General features: G+C 36.5%; 19 protein-coding genes. 6 read left to right on the top strand and 13 right to left on the bottom strand.

Annotated features, from left to right (window positions below; translation table 11 throughout):
* The first annotated feature begins 19 nt into the window (after window positions 1-19).
* From fucP to ABEA36_RS03660, 3 genes are all read left to right on the top strand, one after another.
* Window positions 20-1,336: an L-fucose:H+ symporter permease gene (gene fucP / locus ABEA36_RS03670; protein WP_345488922.1), complete on the top strand. Its 1,317-nt coding sequence runs from the start codon at window positions 20-22 to the stop codon at window positions 1,334-1,336.
* A gap of 2 nt (window positions 1,337-1,338) precedes the next feature.
* On the top strand, window positions 1,339-1,743 hold the full coding sequence (locus ABEA36_RS03665; RefSeq protein WP_345488920.1) for a VOC family protein: 405 nt from the start codon (window positions 1,339-1,341) through the stop codon (window positions 1,741-1,743).
* A gap of 188 nt (window positions 1,744-1,931) precedes the next feature.
* Window positions 1,932-3,764 carry an ABC transporter ATP-binding protein gene (locus ABEA36_RS03660; RefSeq protein WP_345488918.1) on the top strand — a complete coding sequence of 611 codons (1,833 nt, stop codon included), beginning with the start codon at window positions 1,932-1,934 and terminating at the stop codon, window positions 3,762-3,764.
* A 74-nt stretch (window positions 3,765-3,838) separates the two neighbouring features.
* On the opposite strand, the gene ABEA36_RS03655 is transcribed toward ABEA36_RS03660, so the two are convergent.
* From ABEA36_RS03655 to ABEA36_RS03600, 12 genes are all read right to left on the bottom strand, one after another.
* On the bottom strand, window positions 3,839-4,153 hold the full coding sequence (locus ABEA36_RS03655; protein ID WP_345488916.1) for a MoaF-related domain-containing protein: 315 nt from the start codon (window positions 4,151-4,153) through the stop codon (window positions 3,839-3,841).
* A gap of 23 nt (window positions 4,154-4,176) precedes the next feature.
* On the bottom strand, window positions 4,177-4,728 hold the full coding sequence (locus tag ABEA36_RS03650) for a cupin domain-containing protein (protein ID WP_345488914.1): 552 nt from the start codon (window positions 4,726-4,728) through the stop codon (window positions 4,177-4,179).
* A gap of 253 nt (window positions 4,729-4,981) precedes the next feature.
* Window positions 4,982-7,150: a FepA family TonB-dependent siderophore receptor gene (locus ABEA36_RS03645; RefSeq protein ID WP_345488912.1), complete on the bottom strand. Its 2,169-nt coding sequence runs from the start codon at window positions 7,148-7,150 to the stop codon at window positions 4,982-4,984.
* 249 nt (window positions 7,151-7,399) lie between these two features.
* Window positions 7,400-8,158: an iron ABC transporter ATP-binding protein gene (locus ABEA36_RS03640; protein WP_345488910.1), complete on the bottom strand. Its 759-nt coding sequence runs from the start codon at window positions 8,156-8,158 to the stop codon at window positions 7,400-7,402.
* Window position 8,159: 1 nt separating this feature from the next.
* Complete coding sequence (locus tag ABEA36_RS03635) at window positions 8,160-9,143, bottom strand: iron chelate uptake ABC transporter family permease subunit (RefSeq protein ID WP_345488908.1); 984 nt, start codon at window positions 9,141-9,143, stop codon at window positions 8,160-8,162.
* Window positions 9,130-10,095, bottom strand: a complete 966-nt coding sequence (locus ABEA36_RS03630) for an ABC transporter permease (protein WP_345488906.1) — start codon at window positions 10,093-10,095, stop codon at window positions 9,130-9,132. The genes ABEA36_RS03635 and ABEA36_RS03630 overlap by 14 nt, the downstream gene beginning before the upstream one ends.
* 4 nt (window positions 10,096-10,099) lie before the next feature.
* Window positions 10,100-11,056 (bottom strand): siderophore ABC transporter substrate-binding protein, encoded by a 957-nt coding sequence (locus ABEA36_RS03625; protein WP_345488904.1) that lies wholly within the window; start codon window positions 11,054-11,056, stop codon window positions 10,100-10,102.
* A gap of 208 nt (window positions 11,057-11,264) precedes the next feature.
* Window positions 11,265-12,593, bottom strand: a complete 1,329-nt coding sequence (locus ABEA36_RS03620; protein ID WP_345488902.1) for an FAD-dependent oxidoreductase — start codon at window positions 12,591-12,593, stop codon at window positions 11,265-11,267.
* Window positions 12,580-13,128, bottom strand: a complete 549-nt coding sequence (locus tag ABEA36_RS03615; protein ID WP_345488900.1) for an STM3941 family protein — start codon at window positions 13,126-13,128, stop codon at window positions 12,580-12,582. Before ABEA36_RS03615 ends, ABEA36_RS03620 begins: the two co-directional genes overlap by 14 nt.
* Window positions 13,121-14,086, bottom strand: coding sequence for a hypothetical protein (locus ABEA36_RS03610; RefSeq protein ID WP_345488898.1), 966 nt, complete (start codon window positions 14,084-14,086; stop codon window positions 13,121-13,123). The genes ABEA36_RS03615 and ABEA36_RS03610 overlap by 8 nt, the downstream gene beginning before the upstream one ends.
* Window positions 14,087-14,091: 5 nt before the next feature.
* Window positions 14,092-14,982 (bottom strand): EamA family transporter RarD, encoded by an 891-nt coding sequence (rarD, locus tag ABEA36_RS03605; RefSeq protein WP_345488896.1) that lies wholly within the window; start codon window positions 14,980-14,982, stop codon window positions 14,092-14,094.
* A 180-nt stretch (window positions 14,983-15,162) separates the two neighbouring features.
* A complete protein-coding gene (locus tag ABEA36_RS03600; RefSeq protein ID WP_345488894.1) occupies window positions 15,163-16,053 on the bottom strand; it encodes a LysR family transcriptional regulator in 891 nt (296 codons plus the stop codon).
* Between the two features lie 139 nt (window positions 16,054-16,192).
* Here ABEA36_RS03600 and ABEA36_RS03595 point away from each other — a divergent pair, with 139 nt between their 5' ends.
* The 3 genes from ABEA36_RS03595 to ABEA36_RS03585 all read left to right on the top strand — a co-directional run bounded on the left by ABEA36_RS03595 (window position 16,193) and on the right by ABEA36_RS03585 (window position 18,025).
* The gene (locus ABEA36_RS03595) at window positions 16,193-16,987 is read left to right on the top strand and encodes a dioxygenase family protein (RefSeq protein WP_345488892.1); all 795 of its coding nucleotides are present in this window, start codon (window positions 16,193-16,195) and stop codon (window positions 16,985-16,987) included.
* A gap of 167 nt (window positions 16,988-17,154) precedes the next feature.
* A complete protein-coding gene (locus tag ABEA36_RS03590) occupies window positions 17,155-17,553 on the top strand; it encodes a DoxX family protein (protein ID WP_345488890.1) in 399 nt (132 codons plus the stop codon).
* 34 nt (window positions 17,554-17,587) lie between these two features.
* Window positions 17,588-18,025, top strand: a complete 438-nt coding sequence (locus ABEA36_RS03585; RefSeq protein WP_345488888.1) for a hypothetical protein — start codon at window positions 17,588-17,590, stop codon at window positions 18,023-18,025.
* Window positions 18,026-18,075: 50 nt separating this feature from the next.
* Here the strand turns inward: ABEA36_RS03585 and ABEA36_RS03580 are convergent, their stop codons facing one another.
* The gene (locus ABEA36_RS03580) at window positions 18,076-18,339 is read right to left on the bottom strand and encodes an HPr family phosphocarrier protein (RefSeq protein WP_345488886.1); all 264 of its coding nucleotides are present in this window, start codon (window positions 18,337-18,339) and stop codon (window positions 18,076-18,078) included.
* Between the last annotated feature and the right edge of the window lie 103 nt (window positions 18,340-18,442).

Below are 18,442 nucleotides of genomic sequence, written 5' to 3'. Positions count from 1 at the left end.
TAATAATAAGGATTTTTTTATGAGTACACCTACTGATGTTTCAACTAAAAAATCAGCGTTATTGGATAAAAGTGTCTATTTAGCTAAAACGCCTTGGTTACAATTTATTTTAGTCTGTTCTTTATTTGGTCTTTGGGGAATGGCGGTTAATCTGAATGATATTTTAATCGCACAATTTAAAAAAGGGTTTGATTTAACTGATACACAAACCGCACTTGTACAATCGGTTTTCTTCCTGGGATATTTTTTTATCGCATTACCCGCTGCAGCCATTATCAAACGCTATTCTTATAAAACCGCGATTATTATTGGTTTAGTACTATATGCAACAGGATGCTTCTTATTCGTTCCCGCAGCATCGATTATGACTTATGGTGCATTTTTGGGATGTTTAGGGATTATTGCAAGCGGCCTAGCCTTTTTGGAGTCATCTTGTAATACCTATTCAAGTTTACTTGGCCCGATTGAAACATCCACACAACGGATTAATTTTTCGCAAATATTTAACTCCGTTGGGGTCATATTAGGTGTTTTTGTCGGTCAAATGTTGGTATTTAGTAAAGATGATGCGAGTCATGAAGAATTATTACAAATGGCGCCAGAGACGGCAGATGCAATCCGCCATCAAATGGTCGGTCAAGTTGTCACACCCTATTTAATCATTGGTTCGATTTTAGTATTGATCGCATTAGTTATCATATGTGTTAAGTTTCCAGCCTGTAAACCAAAAATAATTGAGACTAAAGCTAACGAAAACATGTTAGCATCGCTAAAACGCTTATTTGCAAATCCTCGTTTTAGTTTAGGTATTTTATCACAGTTCTTATATGTTGGTGCCCAAGTTGGTGTTTGGAGTTTTACCATTCGTTTTGTGCAACTTGTCGAAAAAGGGACATCTGAACACAGTGCGACCTATTGGTTATTAGTCTCATTATTCTTCTATGCAGCAGGTAAAGTCGTTTCAACCTATTTAATGAAAAAAATGAGTCCCGCCAAATTATTAGGTATTTTTTCAATTATTGCGGTTGTTTTGTTAAATATTGCCGTAATTAGCGATGGTTTCTTTGCAATATGTATGCTTGCTGCAGTAAGCTTTTGTATGGCACCGTGTTGGCCAACTAACTTTGGTCTAGTGATAAAGGGGATGGGTAAAGATACACAAACGGCAGGCTCAATTGTTGTTATGTCAATTATTGGTGGTGCAGTCATACCGCTAATTATGGGAATGATTTCAGATGCCAATAACGGTAATATGCAAATTGCTTTCTTAGTACCCATGATCTGTTTTATCTATGTTGCATTCTACGGCTTTTACTGTTCACGAAAAGGAGTATAACAATGCAAAATTTAATTACAGGCGTTGCCCATTTAGGGTTACAAGTTAGCGATATCAATAAATCGTCCCAGTTTTATCAATCATTAGGTTTTAAACTGAATGAATCGTTTACAAAACCACTTGAACATGGTGAGGTTAGTGTTCAATTTTTGACTTCACCAGCGTTAACAATAGAACTGTATCAGCTACCAACCACAGTTCACAGTCATCAAGTATTCAGTGGTATTGAGCATATCGCATTGGAAGTCAGTGACATTGAAAAAGCATTACAAACAATTACTGAGCTGGGTTACCCGATTAATGAAGGCCCGGTCTATCAAAAAAGAGAAACGTGTGAAGTTCATTTCTTCTTGATCTCAGGGCCTGATGGTGAGCGGGTTGAATTCGATATGACGCATTATTTTTAACTGTTTCGTTTTGCTTTATAACCTACTGAATAAAAGGGCCGAACAGCCCTTTTATTTTATCCAATACCTTCACATTCTCAATATAAATCTATTTGCATAAGATTAATCACCCAAAAGGTCAATTCATGCTTGAAATTATCGTGTATGATCGCTATATGATAATTAAGTCGTCTAATTTGGAAATCTTAATGTATAAATTTTTTGAAAAGTTAATTAATCCCTATCCAGATACACCACCACAAATTGCGCAAAAAAGCCTAATATCATTTTTATGGCAGGCGACTAAAGGGACTCGTATATTTATTGTATTATTAATTATCTTTACTGCCGCAACGGGGGCCTTTGAGGCTTTTCTGTTTGCGGTAATGGGTAAAATGATTGATTGGTTAGCTGTTGTTGCACCACATGAATTATGGAGCAAAGAAGGTAAAACCCTATTAATATTGTCGGCGGTCATTCTTGCTAGTACCTTATTAGTCGCAGTGCAAACGGTCATAAAACATCAAGTGCTCGCCGGTAACTTCCCGATGCGTATCCGCTGGAATCTGCATCGTTTAGTACTCAATCAAAGTATGCGATTTTTCCAAGATGAGTTTGCCGGTCGGGTTTCTGCGAAAGTAATGCAAACATCTTTGGCTGTGCGTGATACCTGCTTTTTGATTGCAGATATTTTAGTCTTTGCAATGATCTATTTTGTGACCATGTCAGTGGTTTTGACCGGTTTTGATCTCTGGTTTTTACTGCCATTTAGTGCTTGGTTATTATGCTATATTTGTGCTTTGATTTATTTTGTCCCTAAATTAGGTAAAGTTGCTAGTCAACAAGCGGATGCCCGTTCACTTATGACAGGTCGAATTACCGATGCTTATACCAATATTATGACAGTTAAACTGTTTTCCCATGCAGGCAATGAAGCCAGTTATGCGAAAGAGTCCATGAATGGGTTCCTAAATACCGTCAATAAACAGATGCGGTTAGTAAGCAGCTTCGAAATTATTAATCACATACTCAATATTGGTTTGATTTTGAGTACAGCTGGCATTGCATTATGGTTATGGACCGATTCGTTAGTGGGAATTGGTGCGATTGCCGCATCGACCGCTATGGCATTGCGATTAAATGGCATTTCACATTGGATTATGTGGGAGATGACTGCCCTATTTGAAAATATCGGTATTGTACAAGATGGCATCAATACTTTTTCAGCAAGGCAAACTGTTCAAGATAAACCTAATGCGACAGAACTTATTGTCACACATGGCAATATCGCTTTTAAAGACGTCTATTTTCACTATGATAATCGTGATAACGACCCAATCATAAATCATCTTGACTTGGCCATTAGATCAGGTGAAAAAATTGGTTTAGTCGGTCGTTCAGGAGCCGGTAAATCGACATTAATTAATTTATTATTACGTATCTATGATCTTAAAGATGGCCAAATTGAGATTGATGGACAAAATATTGCCAATGTAACACAAGAAAGTTTACGTTCACAAATCGGTATGGTGACCCAAGATACATCATTACTACATCGTTCTGTACGTGAAAACTTACTCTATGGCAGACCTTCTGCAACGGAACAAGAGATGATTGACGCAGCCAAACAGGCAGAGGCAGAACCATTTATTTTATCGTTAAAAGATGCTAAAGGACGCACTGGCTACAATGCGTATGTTGGTGAACGGGGAATTAAACTGTCAGGTGGTCAACGACAACGAATTGCCATTGCCAGAGTAATGATAAAAAATGCGCCTATTTTATTGTTAGATGAAGCAACCAGTGCTTTGGATTCAGAAGTTGAGCTGGCAATTCAAGACAGTCTATACAAACTCATGGAAGGTAAAACGGTTATTGCTATCGCACATCGCCTCTCGACGATTGCTGCAATGGATCGATTAATTGTGTTGGACAAAGGTCAAATTATCGAGCAAGGGACGCATCATCAGCTGCTTGAAAAAAATGGACTCTATGCACAATTGTGGAAACATCAAAGTGGTGGATTTATCGGCGGAATCTAGTTTAAAGTTATTTAGCATATTTGGTTTTATGATGATAGGGATTCACCTATCATCTTTTTCAAGACGAATAGGCCTTATTTTATAACACCTTCCATCACAAAAAAGTCACCTTTCATTGTTGTGTAATAAGCCAGTGATTTCTTTTGTATAAAATTATCACAATGTACAACCGTTGATTTATCACTCTCTTGCCAAGAAATGAGATAGTTATCACTCGGTAAAGCTTTCCAAGTAAATGTGACAACCATCTTGGTTCCAAGTAAATCGCCACTCAGAAATTCAACTTCAAGCTGTTTGCCATCTTTTAAATAACTATTTTTAACTTCTAAACCGTTATTCATTTTTATCACAAAGCTTTTGCCTGCATAAGGGAATTGATTTGCTGTCATAATATTTCCTTTAAAATATATGTTTATTTAACAAAAGTACCACCCGCCATACACCTTTCATCAGTAATATTTTTTGGCAAAGAATCGACCTGAATAACTAATACTTTGGCGGGTTTGTCACCAACGGCTCCCGATAAATGTCCAACTTTACCGTCTTTTGTCTGTGCTATAATATCGTAACCAAAAGAAAGCTCTCCTGGACCAAATTCTCGACGAGTATTATCCATTGACTCGATATACCATTTACCTTCAATCGGGATAACCCATTGTGCTTTTGGACTTTTATGCCAAGTCCCAGTCCAACCTTTAGGCATAATATTAAATACATACCGAGAGGTTTTCATATCATCATTAGAGACGAGTTCAGGTGCTCCAGCAACACTAAATTGTTGAAAAGTGAGACTATCAATTTTACAAAGTGATTGGTGAGATATCCCTTCTTTATCTGTCCATAAGCTCCAATAACCAATCTCATTATCTGAAATACCATTATTTGACTTTACTAAAGTGACACTATCATTTGCATATGAATAGATGGAAAATAAACTGAACATAATTAATATCGTTTTTTTCATGGCGTCGTCCTCTAAAATGGTAGAATAGTATTGATCTAGGTAACTAAATCTGTTTTATATTGCTCATTTTATTTAAAAAATACAATAAATTAGATCAATCAATACGATAGTGTAAAAACGTCACAGCCAGTTATTATTTTTTTAATGCTTAGTCATCAAACGATAGCTATTGGTGCTTTAATCGTCATTTTTATGCAAATAAAAAACCACTCCTTAAATTTGAGTGGTTTTACCTATTAACAGATGGAGAATGTTAGAATGAGACAGTCGTCGTTAAGTAATAAAATCGACCAGGTTCATTATAGGTACTTGCACCTTTTGCTTCACGATATATTTGTTTATCCAATAAATTTGCAATACCGCCATTAATACGCCAATTTTTCATTATTTGGTAATTTGCACCAATTGCAAACTGTGCGTAGGAACCCACTTCAAGATCATTAATTGTTTCACCACGTCTTGTTGAATATTGCTTTGGTTTTTGTCGACCATATTGGGTCCAATTGATGAATGCACTTAAATCATCATTGATTTTCCAATCTAACGTTGAATTAATCGTAAACTTAGGAATAATCGACAATGGATTTCCTGTAGCTTTATCTTTCGATTCAATCATATAGGTCATATTTGTAGACCAAGCAAGGTTATCATGAATCGGCATTCTTACATTCCCTTCAAGTCCTTGGATCACAGCCTTACCTGAGTTTTCCCATTGTGTAACATTATATTTAGTGGTACCAACAGTGATCTCATCAAGTATCGTTTGTCCTGCAATGATTTTATTTTTATAATCATTCCTAAAATAAGTCAAACTGGCTTGCCATGCTTCATATTTATACTCAATACCCATTTCTTTATTCACACTAATTTCAGGATCTAGATCATCATTACCGACCAAATAGCATGATCCTGTCTCAGCTGTTAATGGGCAACCGTTGCCTCTTGAAAGTAATAGATAGCCATTATTCGATTGGTATAAATTCGGCGCTTTAAATGCTCTGGCAATACCTGCCTTTAGTTTAAAATATTGACCTAATTGTTGTGAAAAATTTAAACTTGGGCTAAAGTTTGCACCAAATTCACTATGATAATCAAATCGTAATCCTGGTATAATATTGGTACCGTAAACCGGTTCAATATTGTCTTCCAAATAGAGACTTGTTGTGTGAGCTTCCGTTTTAGCACGACTATCTGTTTTAGAAATCAGATCTAATGCATCCGCTTGTGAAGCAGATGCTGGATCATCCAATTCCTGTTTAGCCCATTCAAAACCAAACGTTAATGATTGATTCAAGCCTTTTTCAATTGGGATGATTGTTTCACCATTTAAGTAGTAATTTTTTAAACGGCTCGTTGTAAACTCCAAATCACTCGATATTGCCCCTTCAACACGACCTGTCAGTCCTTCCTTAAGCCTTGTATTATTGGTTTTATCATATTGGAAAGTTAATTTTGCTTCACCAAAATCCCAATAACTGTCGTAACTTAATGAGTAATTTTGTCGGTACATTCGGTTGGTTTCAGAGCCAGATTTGGCCAGATTTGGAATCGTATTATCGACAGGCGTTGTACTATTTTGTGTATCGCCTGTATAGATATTCCCCTGACGACTGTACCCGGCATCAAAAGTAAGATATTGATTGTCTGCAATTGTCCAAATAAATGAACCATTGAGATCTTTATTTCTAACCCCTTCACGTCCAGCGACACTATCGGAATTATTAATACCATATTCATCAGAATCTGTTTTATTTAAGTTTCCATAGAGCCGGAAACTTAAGGTATCTTGAATCAAAGGGCCACTTAAATTAAGGTTTACACGTTTAGTATCACCATATTTACTGTGTTGAGCAATAGCCGTATAAAGTGAAACAGAGCCGTTCCAACTATTAGTCGGTTTTTTGGTAATGATATTTACAACACCACCAGCAGCACCCGAACCATAGCGTGCTGCTGATGGTCCACGTAATATTTCAATACGTTCAACTTGTTCAACTGGAACCCAGTTGGAATCTCCTCGTGTATCACGTTCTCCTGACCAACCATAGCGAACTGAATTTCGAGATGTAACAGGCTTGCCATCAATTAAAATTAATGTATTTTCAGGTCCCATTCCTCGTATATCAATTTGACGATTATTACCACGAGCACCAGATGAAGAGTTCCCCGTTAAATTAACACCAGGCTGTTTGCGAATAATATCGGATAAATCATTAACTGGTGGATTATTTTCAATATCTTGACTGGTAATGATTGATGCGCCTAATTGCTGTTTAAGCATATCTTCTGCTGAAACAGCGGTGACGACAATAACATCTTTTTCATCATCATTTGCGTAACTTACAAATGGTGTCAGACTTAATAGCGCACATGAACATAGATAAGACAATAAATTTGATTGAGTTTTGATATTAGCTGCCATGCATCATCTCTCCTAACATAGCGAAATAAAGGGATTATGATCTTATTGATAATGAAAATGATTATCAATAAGATTTACATTTGTAATAAGCGGTTTTATTTATCTATTTAATAGGAAAAATGGATTGGATTAATCAGCATATTATGGCGCTATAAAAGCAAATTAAAAAAATAAACCATAATAAAAACATGGGGATAATAAATAAGCCGCATAACAGCGGCAAAAGAAAAAATTAGAAGAGAAAATTAATTAGCGGTAATACATTGCAATAAGTTGATTCTCAACTTCATGAATGGTTAATGGTGTATCAAAAATATCTTCTAAAATGTCGGCTCGCATAATCTCCAGTGGTGTCCCTTGATAACATAAAGCCCCATTCTTCATTGCCATAATATGATCGGAATAAGCGGAGGCAAAATTAATATCATGAATAACTAAAATAATAGTTTTACCCAGTTGATCAGCGGCTTGCCTTAGCTGTTTCATCATTGCAACGGCATGTTTCATATCTAAGTTATTTAATGGCTCATCAAGTAATACGTATTCAGTATCTTGACATAAAACCATTGCGACGTAAGCGCGTTGGCGTTGCCCACCAGAAAGTTCATCTAAAAAACGATGACGTAAGTCAGTAAGATTCAAAAACGATAATGATTCGGTAATTTTATCTTTATCTTGCAGCGTCAATCGCCCTTTTGTATATGGATACCGTCCAAAACCCACTAATTCTTCAACCGTTAATCGACTATTAAACTGGTTTTCTTGACGTAGAATTGATAAACATTTTGCGAGTTTAGCACTTTTGGTCGTCACGACATCTAATCCACAGACACTGACCGTCCCTGAGTCTGCAAACAGCAAACGGCCAATAATCGATAATAATGTCGATTTGCCTGCGCCATTCGGCCCGATGATCGAAGTAATGCCACCTTTCGGGATGATTGTCGTAATATTATCCAAAATAACCGTATCATCATAACGCTTTACGATTTTATCAATTGTTATCACATTAAAACCTTTTTAATACTAAATAGATGAAGAAAATACCACCGATAAACTCAAGCACCACTGATAATGAACCTGCCATATTGAGTCCGTATTCGAGTATGAGCTGCCCACCAATTAATGCAATAACAGATAATAAAAATGCGGTGGGTAAAATATAGCGGTGTTGATGACTACCCGCTAATAAATAAGCTAAATTAGCCACCATCAAACCTAAAAATGTTAACGGGCCAACCAACGCTGTCGATACTGCTACTAGAATAGAGACTAGCAATAACGTTGTGGTGACCATACGTTGATAATCAAGCCCAAGATTGATTGCATGTGCTCGGCCTAAAGCTAATACGTCAAATACGTAACGTTTACGCCATAAGATAAAACCAAAGAAGAAAACCACAAAGGCAGAAAACCAGATAAGTTCAGGTGTTGCACGGGTAAATGTGGCGAACATGCGACTTTGCAATACAGAAAATTCATTAGGATCAAGTAAACGTTGTAACAAGGTAGAAGCACTACGAAACAGTGTCCCTAGCACAATCCCAATCATCAATACGAGATTAATATTAAAATGTACCGATGAAAATAGCCAACGGTATAGCAACACAGAAAAGGCCACTAATAGACACGATTCACCCATAAATTTGATAATACTAAACACCCAATAAGATGACGTGCCATTATAAAAAAAGACAATGAGCGTTTGAATTAAAATAAATAATGCTTCAAACCCCATTAAAGATGGGGTCAAAATCCGATTATTGGTCACGCTTTGAAATAATACCGTTGAGATGCTTGCCGCAAATCCGACGATAATCATCGTGAATAGAATATAACCACGACGTACTAAAATATAGTGTAAATTGTTACCAAGATTAATCGTCATGAAAATTGCCATAACGACCAATGCGAGAACCAACATTACACCAATTCGTTGCATTGGTGAAAGATGCCAATTTGCTGGACTTAAATAACGTTTAACGCTTTGCATGACGAGATTGATTAATAAGTAAAAAGAGAAAAATAACAGCCCCAATAACCCCTAAAATAGTGCTAGCTGGGATCTCAAATGGATAGCGAATAATTCGACCAATAATATCACATAATAAAACGAGACCACCACCGGATAAACAAACCCAAGGAATCGTTTTACGAATATTATCACCCATTATTAGGCTGACTAAATTTGGCACAATTAATCCTAAAAATGGTAATGCCCCAACAACAACAATAATAATGCCACTGACGACAGCAATAACCGAAAGACCTATCAGCATAACTTTACGATAGTTTAGTCCCACATTGATCGCAAACTCTCGCCCCATTCCAGCAACCGTAAAGCTATCTGCTACCCAACAGGCAAGTAACGTCAGCAGACCAACTAACCATAATAATTCATAACGACCTTGTATAATACCAGAAAAATCGCCGCCATTTACCCAAGCACCAAGCGACTGCAATAAGTCATAATACATTGCGCCGAAAATGGTGATTGCACTAATCACACTACCGAGCATAATGCCTACCAGCGGTACGATTAAGGCTGACTTTAGAACAATTTTACGCAGGATAAGCATAAACAAAATGGTGCCAGCCATAGCAAACAAACTTGCTACAATCATTTTGACAAAAATGGAAGCTGAAGGTGCTAACACAAGTACCACTAATAGCCCTAAACTTGCTGATTGAGTTGTCCCAGCGAGCGTCGGTTCAACAAAACGGTTTTGTGTTAACAACTGCATAATTAAGCCTGCAACGCTCATAGCACTGCCTGCTAATAATAAGGCAATGGTTCTTGGTACACGGCTTATCAGAAAAATATCACGCATGTCGGGATCAGACCACAGCGATGATAATGAAATGTGACTCACACCAGTAAACAGGCTTGTCACTGACAAGCCTATTACGAGAAGAACACCAATGATCAGGTAAGAAGATTTCATCCGACTATTTTTGGTCTAGGACCTGATTAATTTGATCTAATAACTGATTATAAGTTTGTAATCCACCTGCAATGTACATTGCTGAAGAATCTAAATAAACGATCTGATTATTCTGCCAAACTTTCGTTTTATGCATTAATGAATTATCCAGTACTTGTTTTGCTGATTGCGCTTCGTTATTTCCAATTGCACTATCACGATCTAAAACAAACAACCAATCTGGATTGACGCTGAGTAATAACTCAGCATTCACGACATTACCATGTTTACCGCTTTCGGCAAATGAAGTAGCAGGTTTAAAGCCAAGCTCATCATAGATGAAACCAAAACGAGAACCTGGACCATAAGCTGACATTTTACCGCCATTGATCATAATGACCATTGCAGTACCATGATTAGCGGCTTTATCTTTAACTGTCGCAATTTTTTGTTTAAATTCACTAATGAGCTGTTTTGCAAGTGCTTCTTTATTAAAAATCTCACCAAGTTGTTCTGTACGTTGTGACAAGCTATTAACAAAATCTTTGTTATCAACCGCTAAAGAAATAGTAGGTGCAATTTCACTTAATTTATCATAAGCATCATTTGCACGACCACCAGCAATAATTAAATCGGGTTTTAAGTTACTTAATGCTTCATAATTTGGTTCAAATAATCCGCCAGCATTTATATAATCACTGCTTTCATATTTTGATAGAAATGCAGGTAGATGAACACTCGTTTGTGGCACGGCAGTGATTTTAATACCTAGCGCATCCATAGTATCAAGCGTCGCAGTATTAAACACCACCACTTTTTGTGGATCGACAGGAATGACCGTAATACCTTGTTGATGCTCGATGGTCATTGTTTTTGTTGATGATGCATTATTCGATGCAGCATCTTTATTATTATTGTCACACCCAGTAACGGCAAGTGCTAAAACTAAAGAAAATGCGCTAGCAACAGCTTTAATAGACATAGTAACACCCCTAATTTGTAAAAGAGACTTATTCTCATTATCAATTGTTCGCCACTATAACAAAATTTATGAATGATAAAAATAATATTATCACTTACTTTACTTAGCTGTTTAATAAATAGTCACATTATCCCTTTTCGCCATAGGGATTTCAATTTTCAGTGTTCGATTTACGCGTGTTTTGCATTACAAATGTAATAATGAAAGGTTAGCGATGGCATAATTGGTCTGCAACATATAAACCACTTGCCGCCGCCTGCGATAATGAACTTGTCACACCGGAGCAATCACCAATAATATAAAGGTTATTCACTTGTGTTAAAAAACGGTGATCTGTTTTAATTACTGGTGCGTAAAGTTTACTATCTAACGCATATAATAAGGTATTTCCATCAATGGGTTCCCCTAATAGCTTTTCTAATGCCTTAAGAAAATCGCAAGTATAGTATAAATACTCATTTGGTGTCACGACCGCTAAATCTGAATAATTTGCTGATGTGAGTGTGGGTTCTATCGTTTGTTGGCAATATTGAAAATGCGAATCGATATCGGCTAATCTTTGCACTGCAATGTTTGATTGATGCTGATTAATCGTTGAAATGGTTTCATAAAGATAGTTATCAGCGGCATCACGCGTTGTAAACCATTTTGGTATAAACAACGTAAAGTTTAAATTATGACTTTGACCAACTTCATGTGCATTTTGACCATCAGCCATGACTAGGCCATCTTGATGTTTTGCAATCACTCGCCCTTTTGGATTCATACAATAGGTTGTGGCGCGGTAATCATTGGTTGAATAATCCAACTTTGTTTCAAAGGTATTTTTGAGTAATGGCGCTAATTGCTGCCCATGCATTTCAATGCGAAAACCCAAATCTAAACGCGTCTGTTGATAATCGAGTTTTAGTTGCTTTGCGATTGGATCAAACCAAGCCATTCCCCCCCGACCAACGGCGACAATCACCTTGTTGGCTAACACTGAACAATTATTATTTAACGTGAGTTTTAATTGCTGTTGATACGGCGTTATGCTATCGACGGTGGTATCAAAATAAAACGACATTTTTGCACTCAAGTACTTAGCAAACTGACTAAATATATTGACCGATAATGATGTGCCTAAATGGCGAGTTTGCGTTGACAGAATATTAAATCCAAATTGCTTCGCGCGTTTCATTAAATCAATATCATCAGTGCGATACATAGCACGAGCAGTCGCACCATATGAACACAATAACTGATCAACCTTATGCTGATAATACAGGCTTTCAGATGGACCTATTTTACTCGCCAGATCACCACCAAAGTCGTTAGTGTAATTGTACTTACCCTCAGACAAGCCTAATCCGCCAAATCCCATATAGCGATCAGATGATTGATTACCTGCAATATCACCTCCAAGGCGACTTAAGCGGGCCGCTAATGATTTACCCGCATCGATAATCAATACTTTTTTATTTTGATTTGCCAGCCCCATCGCCGTAAATAGGCCACTCACGCCAGCACCAATGATAATGATGTCAAACTGTTTCACGATAGTGCCGTAATCCATTTTCGAGTAATTTTTGCAATTGTTTCATATCATATTTTAATGATGAGCTTGCCGCTATCGTAATTGGTGTTCCATACATTTGCTCACTTTTCGTTAATAGATAACGTTGCACAGCATTTTTATGCTGCAAATAGTGGCTTGGATTATGAACATGAATGCAAATAAACTGTGTCGTTGAGGTCGACATAATATTAATAGCAATCATGTCAGACCAACCAATAAATCCAAAGCTAAGGTGGTCAATGATCCCCTGCTCAGCAATGGTTAAACCAATGCGATTATGACGTTTTATAAATAATCGAATTATCCCAATTACCGCACATGCGCCAAAAAAAACGATGGCCAAAATAGCAACCAATAAAATATATCCGCTCGGTGCAAATTGACGGTGATGCAACAATAAAAATAGACCGATCAAGACAAAAACCAATGATAATATAATCGCAATCACCATCTTTTTGCGACTGATTAAAATCTCTATTCGTTCTACGCCATTCCCAACTTTATGCTCAACCACGAAGTAACTCACGTTTGATAAAAAAGCGCCCTGCTAGATAGCTGACCAAACAGGTTATGATTGAAACAATAAAAATACTATTAGCCATCAAATAAAGTAAACTAATATAGTGGTTATAACGTTCTATATCACCTGTTGGCAGGGTTGAAACGAAATACCATTGGATTGCATAAATAGTCATAATCGAAATGATAATTGATACAAATAATTGGCTTAATAAAATCCATACTGCGGTTTTAATAGCTGATTTTGCGCACAGTTGATTAAACGCATTGGTATGTTGTTTAATAAACATGATTAATAGGACTGCTGTGGTAATCGTTGCTAAATAAAACGAAAAATGATGGTATTCCGTTAAGTTATTCCCCCCAAAATAGAGATACACAGCAACATATAAATAACGTTGAAAAATAAAGTTTATTGCCACATAAAACAGCACCAAATAACTTAATTGAATTCTTTGTTTGGCTTCAGTCGCTAAATTGATATTGTTTGATTCATCCGCCCATTTTAGATAGTGTTTAACAAAATAACAGAGCATGAATATAACACTATATGTCACTATCATAGCTAAAATACGACTGAAAATAGGATACCAAAAGAAAAATATTTGGTAACCCGTTTGCAATGACAGATCGATGACGTTGGCCAGTAACATCGTCATATTGCTATCTAACCAATAAGTCAGCAATAGAGATAAAATGACCATCATGATAACGAAAGTGACATTACGCAGATTCATAATATAAATCTTTATCTGATGCAGACAGATAGCGGTCATTAACAACGTATATAAACTACTACCAAGGATTCTTACGAAATCTGGTGAGTAATGATAATTCATCATTGAGGTTTGTTCTGTTACATTATCGAGTTTGAGTATCAATAATGAAAATAATAAACAAAATGACACAATAAAACTGATAATGGGTAAGCGAAAAAAAGAAGTTGTTTTCATAACGGTTATCGAGCAATAAATTTGCCGCCCTTTCTGGTTAAATACGTATCTAAACTAAAAATGCACAAAGCAAGCCAAATAAACCCAAATGTCGCAAGTTTGACTAAACTAAAGTTTTCATTGAAGTAAAATATCGCCAATAAAAAGACTAAAGTGGGTGAGACATATTGTAAAAACCCAATTGTCGAATAAGGTAAATGTTTTGCCGATAAATTAAATAAAATTAATGGTACTAAGGTTAATGGCCCGGCAAGCATACATAGCCAGACCATGTTGCCGGTCCAAAATGACTCGGTTAGCGTCAGTGAATTGGGGCTAAACCACAACCAGAATAGCGCCACAGGTACTAAGGTCCATGTTTCGATCGCCATGCCAGGTAATACTTTAATCGGAACGATTTTTCGTATCAAGCCATAAGCGGCAAATGAAAAAGCCAATAATAACGAAATCCAAGGTAACTGGCCGATTAATAGTATTTGAATCAATACACCAATAAAAGCTAAAGCAACAGCAAACCATTGTAACTTACGCATATGTTCTTTAAGAACCAATGTACCAAGTAGCACGGATAATAAAGGATTAATGTAATACCCTAAACTGGCCTCAAGCATATAGTGATTATTGATAGCCCAAACATACAGCAACCAATTAGCAGACAACGTTAAACCTGTACAAAATAAAATGAGAATATATTTTGGTTGATTAAGTAGCGGCTTCCACCATTTGTGTTCTTTATAAAAAAAGATAAATATTGCACAGAAAAAAGCAGACCAAATAATACGGTGAAAAATAATTTCACTTGCAGGTAAGCTTTGAATACTTTTGAAATAGATCGGCGATAGACCCCAGATCAAATAGGCAATGATCCCGAGGGTAAGTGCTTTCGACTGTGACATAATCAATAATAGCCTTAAATGTTTTATATCAATTAAAACAATAAAGATAATAAAGGCTATTAGTTTAGTCTTTTCAGCAGCTAAAAGCTACTTTTGACGTGACAATCTTAGAGTTCTATAAAATCGGCTTCAATTTTCGTTATTTTTTTATCATAACCTATAAATATAGTGTAAAAATGCTTAACTTAGCGCTTCAACTAAAAAGTCGATTAAACATCGTGTACGCAGCGGTAACAATTTTCGACTAGGATAGACCGCATAAATATTATAATCTTCGACTTTGTAATCGGGTAAAACCTCGACTAATCGACCGTGTTTAAGGTCATCACCAATAATAAAGTCAGGTTGTAACGAAATACCGCCATCATTTAGCATCATTACCCGACACGTATCACCATTATTACAATAGACATTTGCTTTTAGCTGTACCGGATATAAAGATTTATCTTGCCAAAAATCCCAATTCTCTTCTTTTGCCCAATGGCTATATAAAATAATCTTATGTTGTTGTAACTCATGAGGGTGAGTTGGGGTACCATATTTTTTCAAATAGTTGGGCGATGCCGCAGCGATAATACGCGTTGAAGTCAACTTACGTGCAATTAGCGATGAGTTTTCAAGATGCCCAATGCGTATGGCTAAATCATACCCTTCTTCAAGGAGGTCAACGACCCGATCTGACAACGTAATATCTAACTCAATATGCGGATATTTATCAATAAACTTTTGCCATAACTTGGCTAAATCAGAAATACCATAACTAACGGGTACATTGATGCGTAATAAACCAATGGGATCAATTTGCTTGGATTGAATAATAGATTCCGCCTCTTCAACTGAGTTTAGAATCGTTTTTGCTTGTAAGTAAAAATTTTGTCCTTCAAACGTCAATGAAATAGTCCGTGTTGTTCGCTGTAATAATCTCACTTGCAACCGATTTTCAAGTGCATTTAAATAGCGTGATACTGCTTGTTTTGACAAATTGAGTTTATTCGCAGCCGCAATAAAGCTCCCTTCATCAACGATAGTCACAAAGACACTCATCTCTAATAATTTGTTTGACTTATCCATTTATTATTCCACTTATAGGGACAATTAATCGCATTTTAGCCTATTTATCCCAATATTGTAAGTAATTATAATGATTCCATAAATTATATGAAGACGGGGTATATTTGCAACCCACTTCATGATGAATAAGGAGCGAATTATGCAATCAAAATTACCGGTGTTATTTATTACTCATGGTTCTCCTATGCTTGCTGTCGAACCAGGAAAAACAGGACCCTTATTAACACAACTTGGTCAACAATTAGATAAACTAGATATTAAAGCAATTTTGGTCATTTCGGCGCACTGGATCACGCGTGATATGCCGATGCTAACCTCTGGTGAGCAGCTTGAAACTATACACGATTTTGGTGGATTTCCACGTGAACTTTATCAAATAGAGTATCCAGCAAAAGGCTCGCCTGAAGTGGCACAATTGATTAAAAAAGAATTAGAGCATGATGGGATTAAAGTTGGTCTGGACGACCACCGCGGACTTGATCACGGCGCTTGGATACCATTGGAATATTTATTTCCAAAGGTTAATGTTCCTGTCATTCAATTATCTATAGCTTGGCCAATGGATGCTAAACAAGCTATAGAATTTGGCCAGCATTTGAAAACGTTACGTAATCAAGGCATCTTAATCATTGCATCAGGCAGCATGACACATAACCTGTATGATGTTGGCTATAACGATGAACAAGAAGCCAGTTATATAAAACCGTTTGTAAGATGGGTGGAAAGTGTGGTTAAAGCACATGACTTAAATGCCATGCAGCATTATCGCAAATTAGCACCTTATGCAAAACAGGCTCATCCAACTGATGACCATTTCCTTCCGTTAATTATTGCATTAGCGGCAAGTGATAAAGATGAAAAAGTGACTGAACTTGAAGGGGGTATTACTTATCAAGCTTTAGCCATGAATAACTATGTTTTTGGACAATATTAAACTCAACCAATGAGCGTTAAACGTGACAATGTAAGTCGGTAACAGTCATCTATCGCAAATCCAACTAATGGATTGGTGGACGTTGTTGACCCGCGAAATGCATTGATTGTTACTGATACTGATATCACGTTTAATGGAAATAACTAATCATAATTAAGGATTAAAAAATGAAACAATACAATATCGATTTGGCCGCTTTAGCATTACGTATTGCGTTAGGGGCTATGTTTTTAGCACATGGATTTACGAAATTATTGGTATTTACCCCAGCGGGTACTGCTGCGTATTTTGCATCAATCGGTTTTCCAGGATTTATGGGATATTTGACAATTTTGTTTGAAATCGGTGGTGCTATACTTTTATTATTCGGTGCATTTGGTCGTGTTATTTCAGGGCTAACCGTGATACAAATGATCGTTATCGCATATATTCACTCACCAAATGGATGGTCATTTAGTAATCCTGGTGGCGGTTGGGAATACCCTGCATTTATGGCATTAGCTGCGTTTGCCTTAGCATTAATTGGCGATGGACGTTTCAGTATTATGCGATTAATTAAAAAGTAAACTTAGGGCATGATTGCCCTTTATCGGGATAAAAATGAAAAAAGCTTTTTTTGAAATTAACCCACAATCAACAATATTTACTTTCGCCGATCATAGCCAATTACGACTTAATGTTGGTTATGATTCGGTGATTGAACATGATTTTAAGCATCATTTTCCTAACGCTTATCAGACTGAAATGGCCATTATTACCATTGAAACAGCAATAGAACAAGTGATGACACTATGGCAAAAAACCGCTATATTGCAGACAGATAATGGCGAGATAAAAAAAATTGCAAATTATTTTAACAATGAAAAATCACTCAGTACTGAGCAAATTGAACGGCTATTTAATCGCGTGGCAGATATTATTGCTGGCTCACCTAGACAACATGATCCATTGCCAGATTCGTTACAATTTACAGCCAGCCTGTTGATTTTAAGGGAAGTGTTACATCATTTAAATATTGACGTGATTGAACTGGTTTAAGAATCAAACAACCTCAGTTGTTTGATTCTGATTCATGATCTTATTACGGATTATTCGCCAAAACCAGTTGCAAATAATTCACGAATTTCATCCATTGCAGCTTGCTCGTCTTCACCATCACAAATGATTTCAACTGTTGAGCCACCTTTTACACCAGCGCCTAATAATGCCATCATGCTTTTCATTTTAATCGTTTTGTCATTATAGACAAGTTCAATAGTACTTTTATAACGACCTGCTAATTTAACTAAGGTTGTTACTGGACGAGCATGGAGACCAGTACTATTTTTTACTACCATTTGTTCTTTTAACATAATTAAAGTCCTTATTTTGCTTCACTAAATTTAACGAAAAATAATGCGGTCATTTTGGCTTATTTATAGTCTTTCGTCAAATATCAACGACGGATTATTCGCA

The sequence above is a fragment of the Orbus sasakiae genome (assembly GCF_039542345.1).
GTDB lineage: Bacteria > Pseudomonadota > Gammaproteobacteria > Enterobacterales > Orbaceae > Orbus > Orbus sasakiae.
The sequence above is the reverse complement of the archived record's forward strand: the minus strand, read 5'-3'. Positions and strand labels throughout refer to the sequence as shown.

What these genes read in the sequence shown, in the direction of transcription:
- fucP (WP_345488922.1), top strand. Translation starts at nt 20, where the DNA reads ATGAGTACACCTACTGATGTTTCAACTAAAAAATCAGCGTTATTGGAT.
- ABEA36_RS03665 (WP_345488920.1), top strand. Translation starts at nt 1,339, where the DNA reads ATGCAAAATTTAATTACAGGCGTTGCCCATTTAGGGTTACAAGTTAGC.
- ABEA36_RS03660 (WP_345488918.1), top strand. Translation starts at nt 1,932, where the DNA reads ATGTATAAATTTTTTGAAAAGTTAATTAATCCCTATCCAGATACACCA.
- ABEA36_RS03655 (WP_345488916.1), bottom strand. Translation starts at nt 4,153, where the DNA reads ATGACAGCAAATCAATTCCCTTATGCAGGCAAAAGCTTTGTGATAAAA.
- ABEA36_RS03650 (WP_345488914.1), bottom strand. Translation starts at nt 4,728, where the DNA reads ATGAAAAAAACGATATTAATTATGTTCAGTTTATTTTCCATCTATTCA.
- ABEA36_RS03645 (WP_345488912.1), bottom strand. Translation starts at nt 7,150, where the DNA reads ATGGCAGCTAATATCAAAACTCAATCAAATTTATTGTCTTATCTATGT.
- ABEA36_RS03635 (WP_345488908.1), bottom strand. Translation starts at nt 9,143, where the DNA reads ATGCAAAGCGTTAAACGTTATTTAAGTCCAGCAAATTGGCATCTTTCA.
- ABEA36_RS03630 (WP_345488906.1), bottom strand. Translation starts at nt 10,095, where the DNA reads ATGAAATCTTCTTACCTGATCATTGGTGTTCTTCTCGTAATAGGCTTG.
- ABEA36_RS03625 (WP_345488904.1), bottom strand. Translation starts at nt 11,056, where the DNA reads ATGTCTATTAAAGCTGTTGCTAGCGCATTTTCTTTAGTTTTAGCACTT.
- ABEA36_RS03610 (WP_345488898.1), bottom strand. Translation starts at nt 14,086, where the DNA reads ATGAAAACAACTTCTTTTTTTCGCTTACCCATTATCAGTTTTATTGTG.
- rarD (WP_345488896.1), bottom strand. Translation starts at nt 14,982, where the DNA reads ATGTCACAGTCGAAAGCACTTACCCTCGGGATCATTGCCTATTTGATC.
- ABEA36_RS03600 (WP_345488894.1), bottom strand. Translation starts at nt 16,053, where the DNA reads ATGGATAAGTCAAACAAATTATTAGAGATGAGTGTCTTTGTGACTATC.
- ABEA36_RS03595 (WP_345488892.1), top strand. Translation starts at nt 16,193, where the DNA reads ATGCAATCAAAATTACCGGTGTTATTTATTACTCATGGTTCTCCTATG.
- ABEA36_RS03590 (WP_345488890.1), top strand. Translation starts at nt 17,155, where the DNA reads ATGAAACAATACAATATCGATTTGGCCGCTTTAGCATTACGTATTGCG.
- ABEA36_RS03585 (WP_345488888.1), top strand. Translation starts at nt 17,588, where the DNA reads ATGAAAAAAGCTTTTTTTGAAATTAACCCACAATCAACAATATTTACT.
- ABEA36_RS03580 (WP_345488886.1), bottom strand. Translation starts at nt 18,339, where the DNA reads ATGTTAAAAGAACAAATGGTAGTAAAAAATAGTACTGGTCTCCATGCT.